Origin of the sequence: Luteibacter rhizovicinus, from assembly GCF_004342265.1 — a bacterium.
Classification (GTDB): Bacteria; Pseudomonadota; Gammaproteobacteria; order Xanthomonadales; family Rhodanobacteraceae; genus Luteibacter; species Luteibacter rhizovicinus_B.
The window spans coordinates 643,917-666,066 of sequence record NZ_SMCS01000002.1 but is presented as its reverse complement, the minus strand read 5'-3'; the positions used below and the strand labels follow the sequence as shown (position 1 = coordinate 666,066).

Below are 22,150 nucleotides of genomic sequence, written 5' to 3'. Positions count from 1 at the left end.
TGGTTGGTGTATATGTGACGGTATGGACGTCGTCGGATAATCACGAGACGGGCGGCATGACATACGACCAAGGCGACTGGCTGGAACTGGCGACGCCGACCGGAGGCACTATTCGCGTGCTGAAGGCGGCGCATCCGCGCGCGCGTCGCCTGCGCCTGACGGTGACGCCCAAAGGCGCGCGACTTACCTATCCCAACGGTACGCATACGGCACAGATGACGGCGTTTCTTCGCCATCACGCCGACTGGCTGGAGCGGAAGCTCGGCGAGTTCAACCTCGACTCCGAGCCGTTACCTGCGCTGAAGGTCGGCCATGCCACGTCGTTTCCGTTACGCGGCGAAACGATCGATCTGGATTGGGCCGAAGGCTCTTATCCGAAAGTCGAACATCACGGCGAGAACCTGACGCTGGTGTTGCCGCGTCCGCATACGCGCGGATTGATGCTCGCGCGGGGACTGCTGGCTACATTCTTCGAAATGCAGATCCGGCGCGATGTGGCGCGCTGGTTGCCGGTGTACGTGCCGCTGATCAATGCGGCGCCCACCGCGTTGCGCATACGACCCCTGAAGAGCCTGTGGGGCAGTCTGGACACCCGCGACCGCATCAACCTGGACCTTGCCCTGGCGCTCGCTCCGCCGGCCGCCCTGCGCTACGTACTGGTCCATGAGTTGTGCCATCTGAAAGTGCGCAACCATTCGCCGCGTTTCTGGAACTGGGTCGCGAGCATCCTTCCCGATTACAAAGAACAGCGGGACTGGCTGCGGGTAAACGGCAGCGGGATGAAGGCGCAGCTGGACCGTTTGATTGCGGACGTTGCCGACTGAGCGCTCCTACACACAGCAATACGCCGTTGTAGGAGCGCTTTCGAGCGCGTTGGGTGTTCGCGACTTAATGCGCGATCGCAAATCCCGTAAGAATCTGCGCGGTCTCCGTCGGACGTTCCATCATCGGCATATGGTTGCAGCCGTTGAGCACGGTCGCGGAGATCGACGGCGACGACTTGAGTCCGTTGCGCAGGGTTTCCAGCGCGGAAACGTCGATGATCTTGTCGTCGTGGCACCACACGCCGAGTACCGGCATCGTCAGCTTGCCGATCAGCGGGTCCAGTGCGAGCGACTGGGACTTGTCCCTGAGCTGATTGAACGTGCGCTCGATGAACGCGCGGTCGTTCTGGTTTTCCTTGATGAACACATCGGCCACGCGACCGGGGACATTTTGCGGATGCAGGAAGGCGAGTTCGTTGGCTTTTTCGAAGCTTGCACGGTCGTCGAAGATAAAGGGATCCTTGCCCGCCAGCGCCTCGCGCGCGAAGTCGTTTTCCTTGAACGTCAGGCCCAGCGAATCCATCAGCACGAGGCTGGCGATGCGCTCGGGATGCTCCGCGGCGTAGACGCCCGCGATGGCACCGCCCATCGAATGGCCGACCAGCATGAAGCCCTTCATATTGAGCGTGCTGAAGAAGGCATCGAGTCGGGCCGCCTGGGCGTCGATGTTGTAATTGCCATCCGTCAGGCGCGACGACTCACCCCAGCCGGGCAGGTCGGGAATGATGACGTGGAAGTGGTTGGTCATCTCCTTCGCGGATTCCAGCCAGACTTCCTTGCGCGCCGCGAAACCGTGAAGCAGTACGATCGTCGGACCCTGACCGCCCTCGTAGTACGTCCAGTTGGTATCGCCCGCCTGCACCGAGTGCTTTTCCAGATGCGCCGCCATCGCCAGGCGGGCGTAGTCGGCCTTCACCAATAGCTGGGGTGCGAACAGGTAGACGCCGCCGAAGCCCACGCCAAGTACGGCGGCCACCACGACGAGGAATTTCAGCCGACGCAGCAGCAGCCGCTTCCAGAGCGGCCGTGAATCGGTTTTGACGACGGGAAGTGGCTTTGCCATGAGTCGGTCTTTCTTGATGGATGTCCCGCGAGATGCGGGAGGAGGGCGGCGCAATCAAGGCGCCGCCCGTCTGCCTTACTTACTTTGCTTGCGCTTTCTTCGCCTTGGCGAAGATGCCTTCCACCGCGCCCTGCGTCATCGGGTGGTAGCCGGACTTCGCTTTGGCGTAGATGCCTTCGGCGAATGCCAGGCCTTCCGGCGTCTTCGCGAATGCCCTGTAGACCGGCGTCGTCAGGTACAGGCGTCCGATACGGGCCATGTGTTCGCCGGCGGCCGTCCAGACATCCTTGTCGCCCGCCGCGATGGCGTGCACGTACCAGCGCATACCGATTTCGGCGTTAGGCGTACCGGTGAGATGCCATGCCGCGTCGATTTCCTTGATCTTTTCCAGCGGCGTTACGTCGGGCAGGCGATCGAGGAAGAACATCCATTCCTGGGTATTCCATGTCTTTGCATCCAGTTTGTCGGCGGCGAGCTTGCCGGCAAGGAAGTCGGTGCGCTGCTTGTCGATACCGTCGAAGCGCGGCGACGTAGGAAGCGGCGCGTCCTTCGGGATGCCCGGCTGCCAGATCCATGCACGCGCTTCGGCCTCGCTCATCTTGCCCGGATATTTGTCGAGTAGATTGGTTTTCAGGTACGCGAACATCGTGTCGGTGTCGATGCTCTGGAACGCGAAATGATCGAAGTAGCCGCGCAGGTAAGCATCGAAGGTTTCGCGACCGAAGCGCTGCTCCAGCGTGCGCAGGAACCACGAGCCCTTGTCGTACGCGACGGACGAAAGCGAATCGTCGGCGCCGACGCCGCGCGGATCGGGCGTCAATTTCTGCGAATTCGCGGACATTTCGCCAATGGACTTCTGCAGCGCGCGCGCCGATAGCAATGCTTCTTCGTCGGCGAGCGTCTTGCCATAGACGGCTTCGGTGATACGGCCCTGAACGTAGGTGGTGAAGCCTTCGTTGAGCCAGATGTCGCGCCATGCGGCGCTTGTCACCAGGTTGCCCGACCAGGAATGCGCGAGTTCGTGCGATACCAGCGATACGAGGCTCTTGTCGCCGACCAGCACGGTCGGTGTCGCGAACGTCATGTTCGGATTTTCCATGCCGCCGTACGGGAACGACGGTGGCAGCACGAGAATGTCGTAGCGGCCCCATGCATACGGACCGTAGAGCTTTTCGGTCGTGGCAATGAGCTTTTCGGTGTCCTCGAATTCGTGCGCGGCTTTCGCCACCACGCTGGGTTCGGCGTAGACGGCGCTGCGCGGACCGGTTTCGCGCACGTCGATACCGCCGGCGGCGATCGCGAGCAGATAGGACGGAATCGGATGCGGCTGCGCGAACGTGAAGTCGCCGTCCAGCGGATGCTTCGCATCGTTGAGCGCGCTCATGACGACGCGCACGTCCTTGGGCGCGGTGACATGCGCGTTATAGGTGAAGCGGATGGCCGGCGAATCCTGCAACGGCACCCACGAGCGCGCGTGGATCGATTCGGACTGCGAGAACATGAAGGGCAGCTTCTTGTCCGCGGTCTGCTCGGGCGGTAGCCACTGCAGGCCGGAAGCCTCGGGCACCGTCGTGTAGACGATGCGTACCTGCGCGGGGTGCTGCGGTGCCTGAATCGTGAGCTTGCTGCCCAGTTCCTTGTCGCGCGGTGCCAGCGCGAACTTCAGCGGCTGCGTCTTGCCATCGGTGCCGACGGCTTCCACGCTCGCGATCTTCAGGTCGCGGGTGTCGAGGACGAGGTCCTTCGCTTTCGCGTCCTTCCAGTCGAGCTTCAGTGTCGCGCCGCCGTCGAGCTGGCGCTGGGCGAAATCGACCTTGAGGTCGAGGTCGAGATGCGTCACCCGCACCTTCGCCGGCTGGGCGTAGCTGTGCGGGTCGGCGGCGAGGGCCACGGCCGGGAAGACCAGGGTCAGTGCGAAGAGGGGAAGCAGGCGCATCGAGGGCGATCCGATGGTGGAAAGGTCCAAGTATGCCACTGCATGCCGAGAGGGACGTGTGCCGGTCGTTGCCTCTGGGACACGCCCTGTGCAGCACCTGCACCAGTTCGATCCCTGCTCGCGCCTCGCGCGGCGCTCGCATACCTTCCCGTCACGGGTTCAAACGACGTTTGCGTACCCTCACCGTCATTCCCGCGCACGCCGGGATCCGCAGCGGCCACGTGTGGCTGGCGGTTACTTCGCGTGATCTTGCAGTGTGGTGTCGTCGCTCATCTGGGCCATGACGCTGCGGATTCCCGTGTGCGCGGGAATGACGATGAGGGGGAGCGGGCGATACGTCGGCTTCGTGGTGATTTAGAGCTTATAAGCCCGATGAATCGCCACGATGCCATTCGTCAGGTTGCGCACCTCCACATGCCCGAAGCCCGCGCGCAGCATCATGCCCTTCAACGTTTCCTGATCCGGATGCTTGCGGATGGATTCGGCGAGGTACTGGTAGCTGTTAGCGTCGCCTGCGAACAGGCTGCCGAGCTTCGGCAGGATCTTGAACGAGTGCACGTCGTAGAGCTTGCTGAAGAGCGGGCTCTTCACTTTCGAGAATTCCAGCACAAGTGCGCGGCCGCCGGGTTTCAGGATGCGACACATGTCGGCCAGCGCTTTGTCCTTATCCGTAACGTTGCGCAGGCCGAAGGCGATGGTCACGGCGTCGAAACTCGCATCCGGAAAGGGCAGCGCCTCGGCGTTCATCTGGGCCCAACGCAGGCCGGAAACGAGCCCGCGATCCGTGAGGCGGTCGCGACCCACACCCAGCATCGCGGCGTTGATATCGCCGACAACGACCTCGCCTTCCGCGCCGACCACCGGCTTCAACAGCGCGGCGATGTCGCCCGTGCCGCCGGCCAGATCGAGTACGCGATCGCCGCGCCGCACACCGCTGACCGCCACGAAGTGACGCTTCCACAGGCGATGAATGCCGAACGACATCAGGTCGTTCATCAGATCGTAGTTGCGCGCGACCGAGGTGAAGACCTGGCCGACGAGCTTCTGCTTGTCGTCGACGGGCACGTCGCGAAAGCCGAAATGGGTTGTGCCGGTGTTCTTGTCGTCGGTCATGGTCGGACTTCAATAAGTGAATGTAGGAGCGCTCTCGAGCGCGATAGCCAACGAAGCGGTGACGCGAAAACCCATCACGAATGCCGTTCCCGCTCGGCCGCCACGTGTCTTTCGTGCAGTGAGTCGCTGGTACTGGTCGCGCCCGGATCGGTCGGCGGCCGCGCATCCAGATCGCGATCGTTTTCGCCGCCCGGCGTGATCTTCAGGATGGAATGACGTATCTCGCGTGCGAGGATCACTCGCGCGTCGCGCACCATGTCTTCCAGGACCGCGTCGAAATCGAGCTTACCGTCGTCGTCGGTCCAGACGATACGCGCTTCGCGCAACTTCTGGATGAAGCCGCGGAAGAGTGCCTTGTCGAAGAACTCAGGTGCCGATAGCTCGTTGAGCAGGCTGAGCCGCTGCGCCGTGAGCGTGCACGCGTTTTCCAGCTCGGCCGCCGTGAGCGTATGCGGACCGTTTTTCACCAGCGCAGCAATCGCGATGTAATAGCGCTCGAATGCCTGCAACATGCTTCGGGCAATCACGCGTAGCTGGTAGGCGCCATCGTCCTGACCGGGGCCGCGTTCGAGCAGACGTCCCTCGCCGTTGGATTCCAGGATGCCGCGACGTACGAAGAAATCGATGGTTTCGTGAAGCTGCTGGCCGAAGCCTTCGTCGTTCCACGGGAGGAACAGCTCGCCCTGGATAAACGGATAGATGATGCGGCCCAGGCGCAACACCGACGAACGCGACATGCGCCGATTGTTGAGGAAGCAGGTTGCGACCCATGCCGCGCTGGCATTTAGGTGCAGGACGTTGTTGCGGAAGTACGAAAGCAGCGTGGCCTGTTCGCCTTCAGCGACCAGTACGTCGCCCAGGGGATGGCGTACGCGCCGGATCCAGCCCATCTGTTCGCCATAGGCGATGATGCCGGCCGGATTCATCGGCGTGACCGTGACCCGGTCGGAATAGGGCAGCTCGACCATCATGGCTTTCATGAGGTCGAGCTGCGCGAGCAGGTCGTTCTCGGCCATGGCGTGCTTGGGCGTGGCCAGCAGGGCCAGTGCGAGCAGGTTGATCGGATTGACGTCCGCCGCGCGGTTGATGTTGATCAGGATGCGCTCGGCCAGATCGTCGACCACGGAGTTCAGCCACTCGGGCTTGGCGTCCGGATCGCCGCCGACGCCACGCCAGTCCGGTGCGGCGGCATCCAGCAGCGGGTTCAGTTCGATAGGTTCGCCGAAATTCAGCGTGACATGGCCATAGCGCTGACGCAGCACCTTCAGGCCGCGAACCAGCCCCAGCAGCGATTCCTTTTCCTTGGGCTTGCCGGACAGTTCGCCAGCGTACGATTTGCCTTCCATCAGCTTCTCGTAGCCGATGTATACGGGCTGGAACAGGACCGGGCGACGCGGTGCGCGAAGGAACGCTCGGACCGTCATCACCAGCATGCCGGCCCGCGGCGCCAGCAGGCGACCCGTGCGCGAACGTCCGCCTTCGATGAAGTATTCGAGCGGTACGCCGCGATCGACCAGCTGCGCGAGGTATTCGTTGAACACCACCGAGTACATCGCGTTGCCCTTGAAGCTGCGGCGCAGGAAGAACGCGCCGCCGCGACGGAGGATGGGGCCGATGACGGGCAGGTTCAGATTCACGCCCGCGGCGATATGCGGCGGTACCACACCGGACTGATGCAACTGGTAAGACAGCAGCAGATAGTCGGCATGGCTGCGATGGCAGGGTACGTAGACCACTTCATGGCCGGGCGCCGCGGCGCGCGCCTTGTCGAAGTGATGCATGGCGATGCCGTCGTAAAGCTTGTTCCAGAAATTCGATAACAGGAATGACGTGGATCGTACGACCGGATGCGAATAATCCGCCGCGATTTCCAGCGCGAAGTCGCGAGCGCGCCGCGCCGCTTTCGTCAGCGGGATATTTTCCCTGGCGGCGGTGGCTGCGATCGCCGCGCGTACCGGTTCGGCATTCAGGACGGAATCGACCACGGTGCGCTTATGCGACAGGTCCGGTCCGATTACCGCGGCGCGGATACGGCGAAAGTGCGTGCGCAATACGCGGGCGATCTTGCGCGTGAGCCGCTCGGGCGTCAGGCCATGCGATTCGCCGAGCACGCTGCGCAGCGAGACGGGCGGGGAGAAATGCACGACGGTGTCGCGACCGTTCAACAGCAGCGCGAGCATGCGCCGGAAGCGGCCGACGACGATCCAGTTTTCCGCGAACAGCACGCTGAACCAGCCGCTCTCGCGGTTGGGCGCGCGGCCGACGTAAATCGAGACGGGTACGACCTGGATATCGCGCTCGGGTGCATCTTCCAGAGCCTGGATGAGCTGTCCGATGGGTTCCTTGGGTCCGCGCGAGTCAGTACGCCCGAACAGCCAGCCCTGGCGGCGGCTCAGCGAAAACACCGAACGACGGCGGCGGCCGGGCAGATTCAGTATCTGCATGGGGCTGGGCATGCCAGCCTCGCGGCAGGCGCGCTCCAGGATCAGCGCATCGGACACGCCGTCGCGTTCGATGGCGTAGCAGACGGCGGTCTGGCTATTGAGCAGGCTCGCGGGTTCCGAAGGTTCCCGCTTGATGCGGACCCAGGGTTCGAGGAGGCGCCCCAGCAGGTTGAACCACCAGGGGGATCGCGCGCGCGGGACGTGCGGGTCCGAAGTCATAGACATGTCAGGCATCCTTGCATTGTAAGGCCTCAATGGCGGGGTGCGTCCGCTACCGGCGCACCGGCAGTGGAGGGTACGGAACTGGCGGGTGCCGGCAGCGGCGCGCTGGTTGTGGGCGCGGGCGTCGCGGGGGGCATCAGGCGGGCGTGCTGTTCGCGAACGCTCTGAAGCATGTCGCTGTCGTACCAGCGGCCATCGAGCTGTACGAGGGTGGCCTCGGTCTCCATCGGCTTGTCCAGCAAGGTGTAGCGGATCTTGACGTGGGCGGAGCCGCCGCCGTTCTCCAGCGTGTCCACCGCGACCGAATCGAAGCTTTTGTCCAGCGACAGACCGTAAACGTCCAGCGTGCGCTTCAGGCCGCTCCAGACGATCGCGTAACGTTTCATGCTGGTGTCGAAATCCATCGTGCGCATGTCTTCGGGCGTCGACAGGTTCAGCTTGCGGGCCGTGTCGGTAACGATCGCGATCGCCTCCTTCGCCTTGGCCTGGTCTCCCCAGGGCACCGTCTGGGCCCAGGGATTGAGGATGACCAGCGCGTCGCGTAACTGGCGCTTCTGGGACAAGGTCAGGTCCTTCGCCTGATCGATGGCGGTGATGGCCATCGACTGGAAGATACCCAGGGTCAGGATCATCTGGTCTTTGTATTCGCGGTCGTACTGGATCAGCGTCGGCTTCAGGCTGGCGAAGAGTTTTTTCTCGGCGTCCGCTTCGGTGAGTCGCTTTACGCCGGTAGCGAATCGTTCGCGGTCATCGGCGGTAAGCGGTTCGTTCGCCGCATCGCGCTTCGGCCAGTCGGCTTTGAGGTCGCGGTAATCGGCAGGCGGCAGCGCGTGTTGCCAGAAGGCGTCGAACTGTCCGTCGCGCAACAGGACCAGCGATGCGCGAACGGTTTCTTCCGGTGAGCTGGTTTCCGGTGTGGCGGGCGTTTCTTTCTTGCCGCAGCCAGCCGCCAGTGCGATGACCAGCAGCGGTGCGAACCACAGGGAGCGGAGCAGGAGGCGGCGCATGGGAGGACTCTCGACACGCATCGCGTGACGCATGGGGTCGGTCAGCGTACGCGGGCGAAGGGTCGGCCCACAACCGTAAAAAGAAAAACCCCGGAGGCGCAAGGCCTCACGGGGCTATCCGGCCCGAAGCCGGTAAGGGAAATGGCCTCGTCCGCTTGGCTTTTGGTTCAGCGGTTTTGGCGAGTGCGATGATAGTTGTGCGACAAAGTTAAAGCAATACGTTAGATGTTAGTGTTTAACTTATTGTTTTTATTAGTTAATGCGCAGCGAGTCGATTTTCTTCTGGCGGCGTTCCTCGCGGGGAGCCGTGTAGTCGTTGTCGAACAGGGCCGGTTCCCACGAGCCGTACGTCGGATTGGGGAGCACGAACCAGCGCTGTCCGAACCAGTCGCCATAGGGCGCGATGGCCTTCGCGCGGCCTTCGGCGTTATTGCCGAGTACGTTGACGAAGTCGCCGATCTGATCGCCGAACTGCATCAGTACGCGGTACTGGCTGGCAACGCGCTGACGTCGGCAACCCTTCTCCGTCCCGACCTGTTCGCAGTCTTCGACAAACGTACCCAGGCCCAGGAACGAATCGGGCCCCGCCACCGGGAAACCGGCCGTACGCAGGTTCGAAAGCGTGGCGGTATCCAGATCCTTGGCGCGATTGGAGATGTAGATAACCGCGATGCCGTGGTCGGCGGCGAACTTCGTCAGTTCCAGCGCGCCCGGCAACGGACGCGCGATGGCTTCCTTGCACCACGCGGCCCAGTCGGCCTCGTTGAATTCGCCGCCGGAGCGCACCAGACGTGCCTGATAGGGCGAGTTGTCGAGAACGGTTTCGTCGATGTCGAGAACGATGGCGGGTTTCAGACCCTTGAGGTCCTTGTGCGCCGCGCGGTCGTCATGCGCCAGCGCATCCCACTTCGGGTCTTTCTTTGCCGCGAGCAGTTTCTCCCGCGCGTTGCGGAAGACCTCGGTGTAGATCAGGTCGTGCTCTACCGCATGCTGCGACCAGGCGACGGCGTTGAGGTTGTCGTCCGCGGCGCGTCCCTTGGGCGCGGCGGCCTCTTCTTTCGCCATCGTCGACGTGTCGACATGCTTCGGAGCCGTAGCGGGACCGGACGCGCAGCCGGCGAGAACGAGAACGGACGCCAGCGCGACCGGAAGGAGCTTGAAAGACATGGAGCGGAAATCCCCTGGATGGAACGTCGAGATAGTCGGGCAAGTTTACGACAGGCAGGAGACACCGGAACCACTGGCCCGCAACCCGTCCACCTGCCAGACTCGGGCCTCCTGTCGTCCGGTATGTCTCATGGGTGTCGAAAAGAAGCCGTCGCACGCTATACGCATCGCCAGTTACGTCGGAGCCGCCGCCGGTCTCTTTTTCGTTCTCTATCTTCGCCTGCTGCCGGCCCTGCTGGCGGGACTGCTCGTATACGAAGTGGTGGTGTCCGTCGCGCCGCTGATGGGACGCCGGCTGGCCGGCGACCGTGCGCGCGTACTGGCCGTGGCGCTGATCGGCATCGTCGTGGTCGGCCTGCTGATCCTGTTGATCCTTGGCGCTATCAGCTTCTTCAGGAACGAGGTCGGCAATCCACAGGACCTCTGGCAGAACAAACTCATGCCGCTGGTCGAGCGCGCGCGTTCGCAGTTGCCGCAGTCCATCGTCGAGCGTCTTCCGGACAGCGTGGACGACCTGCGTATCACGGCGATGGAATGGACGCGTTCCCATGCCGTTACCCTGCAGCTTGCGGGTAAAGAGGCCGCGCGCGTCTTCGTGCACATCATCATCGGACTGGTACTCGGTGCGATCGTTGCGCTGAGCCGCGCACGCCCCGCGCACCAGGTCGGCCCGCTGGCCGCCGAACTCAGCCTGCGCGCGGCACGGCTCGCCGACGCGTTCCACAACATCGTGTTCGCGCAGATCAAGATATCCCTGGTCAACACCACGTTCACCGCGATCTTCCTGCTGGTGGTGCTTCCGATGTTCGGCGTGCACCTGCCGCTGACCAAGACGCTGATCGTCATCACCTTCATCGTCGGTCTGCTTCCGGTGATAGGAAACCTTCTGTCGAACACGGCCATCACGATCGCCGGTCTGTCCGTCTCGCTGTCCGTCGGCGTCGCGGCGCTCGGCTTCCTGATCCTGATCCACAAGCTCGAATATTTTCTGAACGCGCGCATCGTCGGCACCCAGATCCGTGCCCGCGCGTGGGAGCTGCTGGTCGCCATGCTGCTGCTGGAAGCGGCGTTCGGGCTCCCTGGACTGGTCGCCGCACCGATTTACTACGCTTACCTGAAGAGCGAGCTGGAAGCGGAGCGGTTGATCTAGGTTTCATGTCGGCACTGATGCAATGCCGCACCGACGCCCGCCGGGCGTTCGTCAATGGATGGAGCGCATGATCGACACCCCCGCCAACACCCGTAATATACGCATCGCCAGCTATGTGCTGGCCGCCGTCGCGTTGTGGGGCGTACTCATGCTGCACCTCGTCTCCGCGCTGCTCGCCGGCCTGCTGGTCTACGAAGTGGTCGAAACGCTGACTCCCGTCCTGCGCCGCTTCCTGCCGGGCGAGCGGCAGCGTCTGATCGCGGTGGGCTTTGTCACCGTGGTCGTCGTCGGCGCCATTATCCTCATCGTGGCCGGCGGACTTGGCTTCTACCGGCGCGATCTGGGTAGCCCGGACGAACTATGGAATACGAAGCTGTTGCCGTTGCTGACCAAGGCGCACGAGCAATTGCCTGCCTTTCTTACCTCGAATCTCCCCGATAGCCTCGGCGATCTCAGGGAGCAGGGCATGACGCTGGCAAAGAAGCACGCGGTCGATCTGCAACTGGTCGGTACGACCGCCGCACGGGTCTTTGCCCACATCGTCATCGGTCTGGTGCTGGGCGGCATCGTGGCGCTGAGTCATGGTGCGGGTGGTCGTCCGGCGCACCCGCTAGCGTTCGAGCTGGCGACGCGTACGAAGCGTCTCGCCGAGGCATTCCACAACATCATCTTCGCCCAGCTGAAGATATCGGCGATCAACACGACCCTGGCCGCTCTGTTCCTGCTGATCGGACTGCCGCTGTTCGGTATCAATGTGCCGCTGGCCAAGACGCTCGTTATCGTCACGTTCGTGGTCGGGTTGTTGCCGGTTGTCGGCAATCTCATCTCGAACACGTTGATCACCATCGCCGGACTATCCGTGTCGCTGTGGGTGGGCATTGCGGCGCTGGGTTTTCTTATCGTCGTGCACAAGCTCGAATACTTCCTCAACGCGCGCATCGTCGGCGGACAGATCCGCGCGCGCACCTGGGAACTGCTGGTGGCGATGCTGGTATTCGAAGCCGCGTTCGGACTGGCTGGACTGGTGGCCGCGCCGATTTACTACGCGTATCTGAAGAGCGAGTTGGAAGCGGAGCGGCTGATCTGACACCCCGCCGCTCTTTTTGTAGGCGCGCGCAGGCGCGCTCTACAAAAATGGTGGGGCGAGCGGTCGGTTCAGACCCCGCCCGCCAGCATCGCCTTGATCCTGGCCATGTGCGTCGCCGCTGTTTCGCGTGTGACCTCGGCATCGGCGTCGGGGTCTTTGCCATCCCAATGCAGATCGTCCTGCGGTAATTCCTGCAGGAAGCGGCTGGGATCGTTCGACAGCACTTCGCCGTACTTCCTCGAGCGCGCCGAGAAAGACAGCGTGAGCAGTTCCTTCGCACGCGTGATGCCTACGTACATCAGGCGACGCTCTTCGTCGAGACGCCCTTCGTCGATGGCGCCTTCGTGCGGCAGTGTGCCGTCTTCGCAGCCCACGATGAAGACGAAACGGAACTCCAGGCCCTTGGCCGAGTGCAGCGTCATCATGCGCAGTGCGTTGCCCGGATCGTCGCGATCGGCATGGCTCAGCAGAGCAAGCTGCGCCGTGAGATCGCCCGTACGGCCGCCGTCCTTGCCCATGGCGCGGAACCAGTCGGCCAGTTCGCGCAGGTTGCCGAGCTTGCGCTCGCGCAGGGTCGGATCGGCGATGGTCGATGCGATTTGTGCGGCATAACCGGTGCGATCCAGCACCGTTTCGACCAGATCGGCGGCGCTCTGGTGAATCGATGAACTGCGCAATTCGTCGATGAGGCGCGAGAAGGATGCCAGCGCCGACGCCGAGCGCGGCGCGATGGTCTTCAGTACCGCATCGCTGCGCGAGGCTTCCAGCAGCGATGCGTTACGCGTCTGCGCCATCGTGCCGAGCTTCTCCAGCGTCGTGGCGCCGATTTCGCGTTTGGGTACGTTGACCACGCGCAGGAACGCGGCGTCGTCGGTCGGATTGGTCAGCAGACGCAGATAGCAAAGGATGTCCTTGACCTCGGCGCGATCGAGGAAGGAAAGAGCGCCGCTCAGATGGTACGGAACGCGAGCCAGACGCAGCGCTTTTTCCAGCGCGCGAGCCTGGAAGTTGCCGCGGTAGAGGATGGTGAAATCGCTCCAGCGAACCTTGTCCTTGTACTTTTCGTGCAAGCTGGCGGCGATCGATGCGACGCGCTCGGCTTCGTGTTCGTTGTCCTTGCATTCCAGTACGCGGATCGGCGGCCCTTCCGCGTGATCGCTCCAGAGTTTCTTTTCGTGCACGTGCGGATTATTGGCGATCAGATGGTTCGCGGCGCGCAGGATGCGTTTGGCGCAGCGATAGTTCTGTTCGAGCTTGATCACGCGAAGCTGCGGGAAGTCCTTGCCGAGCTGGTCGATGTTTTCCGGATTGGCGCCGCGCCAGGCATAGATGCTCTGGTCGTCGTCGCCCACGCAGGTGAAGCGGCCCTTCGTCCCGGTCAGCGTGCGCAACAGGCGGTACTGGGCGTCGTTGGTATCCTGATATTCGTCGACGAGCAGGTAGCGCAGGCGTTCCTGCCAGATGGCGCGGGCTTCGTCGTCGGCTTCGAGGATGCGCAGCGGAAGACGGATCAGATCGTCGAAGTCGACCGCGTTGAACGCGGCCAAGCGCGTCTGGTACATGTCGTAGATCTGGGCCGCCTCCAGCTCGCGTGGGCTGCGCGCTGCCGCCATCGCCTCGTCGGGCGTCAGTCCCGCGTTCTTGGCCCGGCCGACGAGATTGCGGATGCCATTGAGCACGTCCGGCTTGATGCCCTTCGGCGACAGCTCCTTGATCATGTTGCCGCTGTCGTCGGCGTCCAGCACCGAGAAGCCGCGGCGCAGCTGGGCGCGGTCATGCTCGATCTGCAGGAACTTCAGGCCCAGGGCGTGGAACGTGCACACCGTCAGCGCCTTAGAGGCGTCGTCGGAGATGAGCTTGCTCACGCGCTCGCGCATTTCCTTCGCGGCTTTGTTAGTGAACGTAATGGCCGCGATCTTCTCGGGCGCCAGGTGCCGGCGCGAGATCAGGTGCGAGATTTTCTCGGTGATGACGCGCGTCTTGCCGGAGCCGGCGCCGGCCAGCACGAGGAGCGGGCCGTCGCAGTATTCGACCGCCGCGTGTTGTTGCGGATTGAGCATGGAGTCGGGGGCCGTTGGCGCTAGAGGATCGGGCGAGGGGATGTTAGCAGAGCCAGCCCTGCTGGCCGGAGAGCCTTGGGACAGCTCGCTCCGCCGGGTGCCGGTGCCCCGGCGCACGGCTCGCGTTACCATGTGCGGTCACGTTCGGGGCGCAACCATGGCCAAGCTGTATTTCTATTATTCGGCGATGAACGCCGGCAAGACGACCACGCTGCTGCAGAGTGCGCACAATTATCACGAGCGCGGCATGCGCACGCTGATTCTCACGCCGGCACTGGACAATCGTTACGGCGAAGGCGTGGTTGCCTCGCGGATCGGCCTGCAGGCGCGGGCGATGCGTTTTGCCGCCGACGAAAATATCTTTGCCACCGTCGAGGCCGATATCGCCTCGCGCGGCCAGCTGCACTGCGTGCTGGTCGACGAGGCCCAGTTCCTGAGCAAGGCCCAGGTCTGGCAGCTGACCGACGTGGTCGACCGGCTGAATATCCCGGTGCTGGCCTACGGCCTGCGCACGGATTTCCGGGGCGAACTGTTCGAGGGTAGCCAGTACCTGCTGGCCTGGGCCGACAACCTGGACGAGATCAAGACCATCTGCCATAGCGGCCGGAAGGCGACGATGGTCGTGCGCGTGGATGAACAGGGCCGCGCCGTCACCCAGGGGCCGCAGGTTGAGATCGGCGGCAACGACCGCTATGTCTCCGTGAGCCGGGCGGAGTTCAAGACCATCACCGCTGGCGATGGACGTATCGAATTGCAGCAGTCCGTACTGCCGCTTGGCGAAGGCTAAGGAACCACTGTGACCGACGAGACCAATACCCCAAACTGGCCCCGCCCTTACTGGCAGGAAAGCGACGAACAAGGCTTGCTGCTGTTTTTCGTCTTCGGCGCGTTCCCCGAGGATCTGGTGATTCCGGCCGCGAAGTACGGTAGTCCCGGCTTGCCCGAAGGCGTGGAACTCCAGCGCTTCCAGAACACCGTGCTGTCCCGCTGGGAGGGCTATCCCCTCTCGGGCGCGCTCGGCGAGGTGCTGAAGGAAGACAACCCCGAGGCGTTCGCCGCCGCGAAGGCCGCGCCGCATGTGATCGCCATTCGCGGTCGTTTTCCCGACAGGCCCGGTCTGGATTACTTGCGCGACACGCTGGGCGTCGTCGCCGCATTGACCGACATCGGCGGCAAGGTCGTTATCGATCCGCAGATTCTCACGTTGTTCGATGCCCAGAGCTGGCGCGACCATTACCTCGTGCAGGGCGGCGCGCCGCCGCGCCATCACGTGCTGATCCTGTGCAGCCCCGAGGAAATTCGCGGTCGCTCATGGATTCGTACGCGCGGCATGCGCAAGTTTGGCCGTCCGGATATCAGTCTGACGAACGTGCCCGATCGCGAGATCGACCGCGCCGGCGCCCTCGCTGAAAACCTCGTCGAATTGCAGGCTTTCGGTGCCCGTTTCAGCGATGGCCAGGTCATGGAGGTCGACGGTATCGCGAATGGCCTTACCGTGAAGCTCGGCGGCGACGAAAGCGATCCGCGTTTCAACAACACCCATGCGGATATGCGCTGGCCCGACTGAGGGTGTCGGGCTGCGCTTGAGTGTTCAGTGCTCGCGTGGCCCGATCGTTCCTTCGTTCAACGCCTTGACGAATGCCTTGCCATCGCCAATGTCGTACCGGTCGATGGCGACGTAGTTGGGTTTTCGTCCCGCCGCCGGGAAGCAGTAGTTCTCGAAGCGGTCCATCAGGGCCTCCATGCTGTTGTCGAATTTCGCATCGGCCGTGAAGGCCACGCCATGGAACTGGTTCATGACGAAGAGCCGGTTCCATGATTTGTCTTCCCATGCAACCGTTCCCGTGGTGAGAGGTATGCGTGGCTTCCATCGGCTGTAGCAACTGAAGTCGTGCATCCACTGCGTGAGGCCAAGACTCCAGTAATTCTCCACGGTTGCTTCGTCGCCCGCCATCACGTGCACATTGCCATCGGGTGTCTCGTAATCCCCCGTGTTGGTCTGTGTGTTCTTCGGAATATCGAAGATCAGTAGTCGTTGTCCCGTAGCGATCATTTGCCGCAACGTAGGCCATTGATCCGTTTTCCACGTATCGGGATTGAATGTCAGTGGGGCAAGACCGGGAACGTTGTCGAACTCCCGATGCAATGTTTCGCGCGAGGCGAAGTCGTCGAGGTGAATCATGACGACGGCTTCCGGATTGGCATGGAGGAACGGCACGATTTGCTTGCCGAGGACATCGGCGAAATACGGGCCTCCCGTGTAACAGCTATGGCAGACGATGGCGCGCCCATTGTCATCGTGTATGTCGATCATCAGGCCGCGTACGCCGTCGCCGAGTTGCTCGGGGATCGATCGATTCTGGTTGCCGCCGAATCCCACGTTGAACGCGTTGTGCGTGGTCAGCCACGTGTACTGGTCATAGCGCCGGTCGAGGTCTTGTATTTCGGTCGCCATCGTCTGCGTAGCCGTTGCGAAGCCGAGTGCGAGCAGGAGTAGTAGCCGTTTCATGATGCGTCCTTGCGATCATTGGCCGTCATTGCCCAGGGTCCAGGCTAAGGCGCGATACGTATCCGTCCAGGCCATTGCGGTAGTGCGACTGCACAACCCCATCGTCGTCGCTATACGATCGCTCAAAGGATGGAATGGTGACTTCCCGGCCGACAATGTCGCGCCGGACGACGATGAGCGCGTAGTCGTCCTTGATGTCCGAGTCTGGCGAATCGAATACGTTGAGCTGGGTGCCGGCACGAAGCCCCGTGAGAGTGGCCGATGAGGCATCGTCGTTTTCGCAGCCAAGATTGTCCCGCGCCTTGAGGTCCACGGTTGTCTTCTCGCGCCCGGGAATGCCGCAGACGATGCCGCCATTCGGTGGAGGAAAGAGAAACGCTCTCGTGGCGAACGCATTGTGTGTGGTCACCCATGTGTATTCGTTGAAAGGCCTGTCCAGATCGTGGACATAGGGAGGGCTGGCCAGCGTCGGCGTGGCGCAGGTCAGCGCAAGAAGGGCGACGAATCCTTTCGTCTTCATGACAGGCATCCTTTCGGTCGGGCCTTTAGGTTATGTCGGCGCGCAGGAATTTCGTCTAAGCGCTTGCCTGCTCAGAGACTAGGGTGTTGCCGGGTTGTTTTGTGGGTGAGCGCTGACATGGCGCGCAGAAAAATGACGCGCTACGCCGAGTACGGCATTCTCATGAACGAACAGCTCCCGATAGGTGCATGCCGGTGCGTTGTTTCATTTGCCCGGCTCCACCCGCGAACCGGGAGGCGGTAGCCTGATGATTGGAGGAGTGGGCTGAGAGGTTGCCGGCGTGAGCTCCACGCGGGAGATTTTTCCATCCAGGCCATTTCGGTATCGTGCATCGACCGACACGTTACCGTCGTTGTACGAGGTATGAAACGAAGGGATAACGACCGATCGGTTCGTGATATCCCCGAGGACGCGAATCGTCGTGTAATCGTCGGATCGTTTCCCGTTAGGTGAGTCGAATAAAGTGAATGTCGTGCCGGCCGGCAAGCCGAATTCGTGCAGGTCCAGCGACAGGCCGCGCACGCCATCGATGAGCTGTTGGGAGATGTCCCTGCTCTGGTTCGGTACGGGAGAGAGCCGGGTGTTGAACGAATTGTGGGTAGTTACCCAGGTGTACTGATCGAAGCGGCGATCGAGATCATGGACATAGGGGCGATCTCCGGCGCTGGCGTGGAGGCTTGCCAGGGCAAGCAGCAGAGCGATTCCTTTCTTTCTCGCATGACGATCCTTTCGATGGATCGCCATAGGTTATGAGGTGGTGACTTACGACTCTCCCGGCGAAAGACGTGTCATTGACCAGGGTGTTGCCGGGTATGTGTGTCGGTCATCGCTGACACGCGGGACAGAAAAAGGACGCCCGTTGCCCGAGCACGACGGAGCGGATCGTGCTGCCGCAGACCTTGCACGGTTCGCCTGCACGCCCATAGACGAACAGTTCCTGATAGAAGTAGCCCGGCGCCCCGTCGGGACTCAGGAAGTCGCGTAATGTCGTACCGCCGCGCGTGATCGCATGAGCGAGAATACGTTTGACTTCGATGGCAAGGCGGGCGTAGCGCTCTCTGGACACTTTGCCCGCTGCGCGTCGCGGGTCGATGCCCGCGGCGAACAGCGCCTCGCTCGCGTAGATGTTTCCCACGCCCACCACGACGGCGTTATCCATCAGGAATGTCTTCACAGCGGCGACGCGTCCGCGAGACAGATGCCAGAGCACATCGCCGTCGAAAGCTTCCGTGAGCGGTTCGGGGCCGAGTGCGGCAAGCAGTTCGTGGGTTTCGCCGGTGGGCTGCCAGAGCAGCGAGCCGAAACGGCGCGGGTCGGTAAAGCGCAGGAGCTGGCCCGAGTCGAATGCAATGTCGACATGATCGTGTTTGCCGGGGGGTACATCCGAAGGCAGCACGCGCAGCACGCCGGACATGCCCAGATGCACCATGGCGCTACCGATGGCGGTGCGCAGCAGGAGGTATTTCGCCCGTCGTTCCACGGCTTCGACGATCTGCCCGGGAAGCAGGGTGACGATTTCTTCGGGAATCGGCCAGCGCAGATCGGGCCGGCGCAGCACGACGCCGCTGACGCGACGGCCTTCGATGTGCGGCGCGATACCGCGACGCGTAGTTTCGACTTCGGGGAGCTCGGGCATATGCGCAAGATGGAGCCTGTAACCCCGTGGCGCAATATCGTTTTTGTGTAGGAGCGGGCTATTGCGCCGGCAGCGACGCGCTGCGGGGCGCCCTTGGCAGGGCCTGGGCGGGGACGAACGCGATGCGGTCGCCCACCTTCGCGTAGCGCTGCTTGCCCAGTGCGGTCATTTCGCCGAACTCGATGCGCTGGTCGTTGAGCGTCAGGACGGCGATGGGTGGGGAAAGGCCGATCTTTGCGGGGACGAAATCGCTCGCGGCCTTCCATGTCGTGACAGGCGCGGCGGCGAGGGAGGCCAGTTCTTCGATGCGACCGACGTCGTCGTGAAGCGCCGCATCGCTGCTCCAGCGGCCATCGTGACGCTCGAAGTGTTGTGGCGGAAGTCCCTTGATCGCCACGTCCACGCGGTCGACGGTCGCCGGATCGATGGAAAGCAGCGTGTGTTCGCGAATATCCCTTTCGTCGGCGCGCCATTGCCAGGCCACGGCGGCCAGCAGGCCGAACAGGCCCAGCGCACCGATCAGACGGAGGCGCAGTTCGCGATTCACTCAGCGCCTCCGGCGTCGCCAGGCGATGAACGCCCCGGCGCCAAGCAGCAGCATGGGCAGCGCGATCAGGAAGCCCAGCGTGAGCATATTCAGCGCGTCCTGCGACAGACGGATCACGCGGTCCGGTGCACCACGCGACGGCAGGTCGACGAGTACGTCGTCGCCGAGTAGCCAGTCGAACATGCGCTCGCCCAGTGCGCGGTTTCCGCCGTTGCCGACGAACGTGTTCGAAAGAAAGTCGCCGTCGCCGACAATCATCGCGCGTTGTTCGCTACGGTCGGGGCGCGGCGATAGCCGGTTCAGCGCGAAGCCGAAATCCAGCGGTCCCTTGAGTTCGCCGGCGGCGGGATCGAAACGGATCGTCGAGGGTTTGTCGTTGTCGATGCCGTGGAAGGCCGTCCAGCTGCGATCGCCCGACCGGAGGAAGGGCACGACGGCCCAGTCGTGGTCGGATACCTGGGCCAGCGCCGCCACCTGCGGGAAGAGCGTGGTCAGGCGGAAGCCATGAGTGACAGCATGGAACGGGTAATCGCCCAACGTAATCAGGCGCGGGTCCTGAAGGCCCAGCGCGGAACCCTGACCATCCACCAGAACGCCCGGCAGAACGCGGACCCCAAGCACGTCGGCAAGCGGTCCCGTGCCCAGGTTGTCTTCGCCGGGCTCCGTCAGCCAGAGGATATTGCCGCCACCGCGAACATAGTCGACCAGTGCGCGCACGGCCCCATCGGGCAGGGGCGCGCTTGGGCTGGCGAGCACCACGAGGTCCGTGTGCTCGGGTACGCCCATGACCTGGGTGAAATTGAGCGGCACCGCACGCACGCCGCGACGTTCCAGTTGCAGCATGAACATGCCGAGGTCGGCGTTCGCCTTGCCGTCGGCCTGGCGTTCGCCATCGCCGGAAACGAATGCCACGACGCGTTCCCCGCCCCGCGCGAGACGTTCCAGCGCGTTGCTGAAGCTGCGTTCGTTGACCGGGCTTTCCACGCGTTCTTCGCGTCCGGCGTGACGTAGCAGCAAGGCGCCGTCGCCGGTGATGCCGAGCTGCCGCGAGGCGGCCGGATCGATGTCCGGATCGACGAACCGGAGGGTCAGGTCGCCTTTCTCGCGCGTATAGCGCTCGACGATGGCGGCGAGTTGTTCCCGCAGATCGCCCGCCGACGAGAGATACCCCACGACATCGACCGGGCCGTCGAGTTTTTTCAGCACCGCGACGCTTTCCGGCGCAAGGCTCGCGCGTGCGCCGCGCGTCCAGTCCGCCACCCATACGTGCCGGGTGCTGAGATAACCGATGCAGCCGGTGGCGGCAATCAGGGCGAGAAGCACGAACCAGCGATCGAAACGACGCATCAGTGACGCTCCCGGTCGGCCGACAGGCGTCGCGCGGCGAGGATCAGCGGAAGGGCGATCGCGAGCGCGAACCAGATCAGGTCGGGGCTGGTCACCAGGCCGCGCAGCAGGTTCTGCAGGTGCGTGCTCATCGTCAGCCATTCCAGGAATCCGCCACTCACGCCGGCGGCCTGCGCACCGCGATCGACGGTCCACAGCAGCAAGGTGACGATCAGCGCCAGCGCCGCGGCGATCGCGGGATAGCCGGTGGCCGCCGAACAGGCGATGCCGATCGCGGCAAGCGTGGCCAGGGTCAGGGCGGTACCCAGCGTCGCGGCGGCCAGCTTGCCCCAGTCGGGCGAGGTGGATCCGGCGAGTACCAGCGGCATGGCGAGCGTCGCGATCAGCCACACGGCAAGCCATGCGAGTACGGCGAGATATTTGCCGACGATCAGCTTCCACGGCGCAATGCCCGTCGAGGCCAGCAACGGCAAGGTGCCGGCACGGCGTTCGCCGGCCAGCAGCGACATCGTCAGCAACGGTACGACGAGGAACGCCAGCTTGATGAGCTCGGCCAGCAGCGGCACCGACACCAGATCGGTGAAGCCCGGTGCATCGGCCAGTGCGGCGAGCTTTACCTGCACGTTGAGAAAATTGCCCAGCGACAGCACGTAGGTCCAGGCTAGCCAGGCGATGGCGAGCGCGGCGAGCGCCCATGCCATCGGACGTACGAGAAGTCGCCGGAGTTCGAGGCGGGTAACGGCACGGATGCTCATGCGGCGGAGGCTCCCGTCGCGATAGCGAAGAAGGTAGATTCCAGTATGTGGCCGTCCGCGTCGTCGCGCAGCGCGGCGTCGTGGCGCAGACGGCCTTCGTGGAGGATGGCGACGCGATCGCAGACCGCCGTCACTTCGCCCAGTACGTGGGTCGACAGGATCACGCCGCAGCCTGCGGCCGCGCGTTCGCGCACCAGCTTGCGCAACTCGCCGACCTGTACGGGATCGAGCGCGTTGGCCGGTTCGTCGAGGATAAGCAGCGCCGGGTCGTGAACCAGTGCGCAGGCCAGTCCGAGCCGCTGGCGCTGCCCTTGGGACAGTACGCCTGCCAGGCGTCGGCGCAATTCGCCGAGCTGAAGCCGTTCGACGATGGCATCCGTGGCGCGCCGTGCATCGCGCCGGGTCATGCCGCGCAGCGTGGCGAAGCCCATCAGATGTTCGTCCACCGACAGTTCTGGCCATAGCGGCGCGGCTTCCGGCAGCCAGCCGATCGTCTGGCGAGCCAGTTCCGGAGAGGCCACGAAGTCCTGGCCGTCGAGCAGGATGGAACCCCGATCCGGCCTGAGGGCCCCGGCAAGCATCGCCAGGGTCGTCGATTTGCCCGCGCCATTGACTCCGAGAAGACCGAGTACTTGGCCGCGATTCAGAATCAGGGAGAGGTCGGAAACGGCGGCCCGACCCGCCCGTTGCCTCGAAACCCCCGAGATGTTCAGCAAGCTGGTTGCCGTCATGCGCGTTCGTCGCCGAACAGCGGGCAACGTGC

Annotated in this window: 20 protein-coding genes; 5 read left to right on the top strand and 15 right to left on the bottom strand. The window is 63.4% G+C overall.

Translation table 11 applies throughout. From position 1 onward, the window contains the following. The first annotated feature begins 56 nt into the window (after window positions 1-56). On the top strand, window positions 57-824 hold the full coding sequence (locus EC912_RS07060; RefSeq protein WP_132142428.1) for a M48 family metallopeptidase: 768 nt from the start codon (window positions 57-59) through the stop codon (window positions 822-824). Window positions 825-888: 64 nt separating this feature from the next. Here EC912_RS07060 and EC912_RS07055 read toward each other — a convergent pair whose 3' ends face one another. From EC912_RS07055 to EC912_RS07030, 6 genes are all read right to left on the bottom strand, one after another. Continuing rightward, window positions 889-1,887 (bottom strand): alpha/beta fold hydrolase, encoded by a 999-nt coding sequence (locus tag EC912_RS07055; protein ID WP_243649179.1) that lies wholly within the window; start codon window positions 1,885-1,887, stop codon window positions 889-891. Window positions 1,888-1,966: 79 nt separating this feature from the next. After that, window positions 1,967-3,823 carry a M1 family metallopeptidase gene (locus EC912_RS07050; RefSeq protein WP_132142427.1) on the bottom strand — a complete coding sequence of 619 codons (1,857 nt, stop codon included), beginning with the start codon at window positions 3,821-3,823 and terminating at the stop codon, window positions 1,967-1,969. 354 nt (window positions 3,824-4,177) lie between these two features. Next, window positions 4,178-4,936, bottom strand: a complete 759-nt coding sequence (gene ubiE, locus EC912_RS07045) for a bifunctional demethylmenaquinone methyltransferase/2-methoxy-6-polyprenyl-1,4-benzoquinol methylase UbiE (RefSeq protein ID WP_132142426.1) — start codon at window positions 4,934-4,936, stop codon at window positions 4,178-4,180. A 74-nt stretch (window positions 4,937-5,010) separates the two neighbouring features. Then, window positions 5,011-7,605 carry a glycerol-3-phosphate 1-O-acyltransferase PlsB gene (gene plsB, locus EC912_RS07040; protein ID WP_132142425.1) on the bottom strand — a complete coding sequence of 865 codons (2,595 nt, stop codon included), beginning with the start codon at window positions 7,603-7,605 and terminating at the stop codon, window positions 5,011-5,013. 26 nt (window positions 7,606-7,631) lie between these two features. Further along, the gene (locus EC912_RS07035; RefSeq protein WP_132142424.1) at window positions 7,632-8,609 is read right to left on the bottom strand and encodes a hypothetical protein; all 978 of its coding nucleotides are present in this window, start codon (window positions 8,607-8,609) and stop codon (window positions 7,632-7,634) included. Window positions 8,610-8,861: 252 nt separating this feature from the next. Continuing rightward, window positions 8,862-9,776 carry a 5'-nucleotidase, lipoprotein e(P4) family gene (locus EC912_RS07030; protein ID WP_132142423.1) on the bottom strand — a complete coding sequence of 305 codons (915 nt, stop codon included), beginning with the start codon at window positions 9,774-9,776 and terminating at the stop codon, window positions 8,862-8,864. A gap of 130 nt (window positions 9,777-9,906) precedes the next feature. Between EC912_RS07030 and EC912_RS07025 the strand changes: the two genes are divergently transcribed. Continuing rightward, window positions 9,907-10,926 (top strand): AI-2E family transporter, encoded by a 1,020-nt coding sequence (locus EC912_RS07025; RefSeq protein ID WP_132142422.1) that lies wholly within the window; start codon window positions 9,907-9,909, stop codon window positions 10,924-10,926. A 58-nt stretch (window positions 10,927-10,984) separates the two neighbouring features. Then, window positions 10,985-12,013 carry an AI-2E family transporter gene (locus EC912_RS07020; protein WP_132142854.1) on the top strand — a complete coding sequence of 343 codons (1,029 nt, stop codon included), beginning with the start codon at window positions 10,985-10,987 and terminating at the stop codon, window positions 12,011-12,013. Window positions 12,014-12,081: 68 nt separating this feature from the next. Here EC912_RS07020 and EC912_RS07015 read toward each other — a convergent pair whose 3' ends face one another. After that, complete coding sequence (locus EC912_RS07015; protein ID WP_132142421.1) at window positions 12,082-14,073, bottom strand: UvrD-helicase domain-containing protein; 1,992 nt, start codon at window positions 14,071-14,073, stop codon at window positions 12,082-12,084. Window positions 14,074-14,230: 157 nt separating this feature from the next. On the opposite strand from EC912_RS07015, the gene EC912_RS07010 reads away from it, so the two are divergent. Both EC912_RS07010 and EC912_RS07005 read left to right on the top strand, forming a co-directional pair. Continuing rightward, on the top strand, window positions 14,231-14,860 hold the full coding sequence (locus EC912_RS07010; protein ID WP_132142420.1) for a thymidine kinase: 630 nt from the start codon (window positions 14,231-14,233) through the stop codon (window positions 14,858-14,860). Window positions 14,861-14,869: 9 nt separating this feature from the next. Further along, the gene (locus tag EC912_RS07005) at window positions 14,870-15,640 is read left to right on the top strand and encodes a hypothetical protein (RefSeq protein ID WP_132142419.1); all 771 of its coding nucleotides are present in this window, start codon (window positions 14,870-14,872) and stop codon (window positions 15,638-15,640) included. A 24-nt stretch (window positions 15,641-15,664) separates the two neighbouring features. Here EC912_RS07005 and EC912_RS07000 read toward each other — a convergent pair whose 3' ends face one another. The 8 genes from EC912_RS07000 to EC912_RS06965 all read right to left on the bottom strand — a co-directional run bounded on the left by EC912_RS07000 (window position 15,665) and on the right by EC912_RS06965 (window position 22,118). Then, on the bottom strand, window positions 15,665-16,582 hold the full coding sequence (locus tag EC912_RS07000; protein ID WP_132142418.1) for a hypothetical protein: 918 nt from the start codon (window positions 16,580-16,582) through the stop codon (window positions 15,665-15,667). A 25-nt stretch (window positions 16,583-16,607) separates the two neighbouring features. After that, a complete protein-coding gene (locus EC912_RS06995; protein ID WP_132142417.1) occupies window positions 16,608-17,102 on the bottom strand; it encodes a hypothetical protein in 495 nt (164 codons plus the stop codon). A gap of 204 nt (window positions 17,103-17,306) precedes the next feature. Continuing rightward, window positions 17,307-17,846, bottom strand: a complete 540-nt coding sequence (locus tag EC912_RS06990) for a hypothetical protein (RefSeq protein WP_132142416.1) — start codon at window positions 17,844-17,846, stop codon at window positions 17,307-17,309. Window positions 17,847-17,925: 79 nt separating this feature from the next. Next, window positions 17,926-18,738 (bottom strand): bifunctional DNA-formamidopyrimidine glycosylase/DNA-(apurinic or apyrimidinic site) lyase, encoded by an 813-nt coding sequence (mutM, locus tag EC912_RS06985; RefSeq protein ID WP_132142415.1) that lies wholly within the window; start codon window positions 18,736-18,738, stop codon window positions 17,926-17,928. 58 nt (window positions 18,739-18,796) lie between these two features. Further along, complete coding sequence (locus EC912_RS06980; protein ID WP_132142414.1) at window positions 18,797-19,285, bottom strand: hypothetical protein; 489 nt, start codon at window positions 19,283-19,285, stop codon at window positions 18,797-18,799. Further along, a complete protein-coding gene (locus tag EC912_RS06975) occupies window positions 19,286-20,632 on the bottom strand; it encodes a GldG family protein (RefSeq protein WP_132142413.1) in 1,347 nt (448 codons plus the stop codon). Further along, a complete protein-coding gene (locus EC912_RS06970; RefSeq protein ID WP_132142412.1) occupies window positions 20,632-21,387 on the bottom strand; it encodes an ABC transporter permease in 756 nt (251 codons plus the stop codon). The genes EC912_RS06975 and EC912_RS06970 overlap by 1 nt, the downstream gene beginning before the upstream one ends. After that, window positions 21,384-22,118 carry an ABC transporter ATP-binding protein gene (locus EC912_RS06965; RefSeq protein WP_132142411.1) on the bottom strand — a complete coding sequence of 245 codons (735 nt, stop codon included), beginning with the start codon at window positions 22,116-22,118 and terminating at the stop codon, window positions 21,384-21,386. The genes EC912_RS06970 and EC912_RS06965 overlap by 4 nt, the downstream gene beginning before the upstream one ends. Window positions 22,119-22,150: the final 32 nt, after the last annotated feature.

Bases quoted from the DNA above. Each gene is read 5' to 3' on its own strand.
- EC912_RS07060 (WP_132142428.1), top strand. From the start codon at position 57: ATGACATACGACCAAGGCGACTGGCTGGAACTGGCGACGCCGACCGGA.
- EC912_RS07055 (WP_243649179.1), bottom strand. From the start codon at position 1,887: ATGGCAAAGCCACTTCCCGTCGTCAAAACCGATTCACGGCCGCTCTGG.
- EC912_RS07050 (WP_132142427.1), bottom strand. From the start codon at position 3,823: ATGCGCCTGCTTCCCCTCTTCGCACTGACCCTGGTCTTCCCGGCCGTG.
- ubiE (WP_132142426.1), bottom strand. From the start codon at position 4,936: ATGACCGACGACAAGAACACCGGCACAACCCATTTCGGCTTTCGCGAC.
- plsB (WP_132142425.1), bottom strand. From the start codon at position 7,605: ATGTCTATGACTTCGGACCCGCACGTCCCGCGCGCGCGATCCCCCTGG.
- EC912_RS07035 (WP_132142424.1), bottom strand. From the start codon at position 8,609: ATGCGCCGCCTCCTGCTCCGCTCCCTGTGGTTCGCACCGCTGCTGGTC.
- EC912_RS07030 (WP_132142423.1), bottom strand. From the start codon at position 9,776: ATGTCTTTCAAGCTCCTTCCGGTCGCGCTGGCGTCCGTTCTCGTTCTC.
- EC912_RS07025 (WP_132142422.1), top strand. From the start codon at position 9,907: ATGGGTGTCGAAAAGAAGCCGTCGCACGCTATACGCATCGCCAGTTAC.
- EC912_RS07020 (WP_132142854.1), top strand. From the start codon at position 10,985: ATGGAGCGCATGATCGACACCCCCGCCAACACCCGTAATATACGCATC.
- EC912_RS07015 (WP_132142421.1), bottom strand. From the start codon at position 14,073: ATGCTCAATCCGCAACAACACGCGGCGGTCGAATACTGCGACGGCCCG.
- EC912_RS07010 (WP_132142420.1), top strand. From the start codon at position 14,231: ATGGCCAAGCTGTATTTCTATTATTCGGCGATGAACGCCGGCAAGACG.
- EC912_RS07000 (WP_132142418.1), bottom strand. From the start codon at position 16,582: ATGAAACGGCTACTACTCCTGCTCGCACTCGGCTTCGCAACGGCTACG.
- EC912_RS06995 (WP_132142417.1), bottom strand. From the start codon at position 17,102: ATGAAGACGAAAGGATTCGTCGCCCTTCTTGCGCTGACCTGCGCCACG.
- EC912_RS06990 (WP_132142416.1), bottom strand. From the start codon at position 17,846: ATGGCGATCCATCGAAAGGATCGTCATGCGAGAAAGAAAGGAATCGCT.
- mutM (WP_132142415.1), bottom strand. From the start codon at position 18,738: ATGCCCGAGCTCCCCGAAGTCGAAACTACGCGTCGCGGTATCGCGCCG.
- EC912_RS06975 (WP_132142413.1), bottom strand. From the start codon at position 20,632: ATGCGTCGTTTCGATCGCTGGTTCGTGCTTCTCGCCCTGATTGCCGCC.
- EC912_RS06970 (WP_132142412.1), bottom strand. From the start codon at position 21,387: ATGAGCATCCGTGCCGTTACCCGCCTCGAACTCCGGCGACTTCTCGTA.
- EC912_RS06965 (WP_132142411.1), bottom strand. From the start codon at position 22,118: ATGACGGCAACCAGCTTGCTGAACATCTCGGGGGTTTCGAGGCAACGG.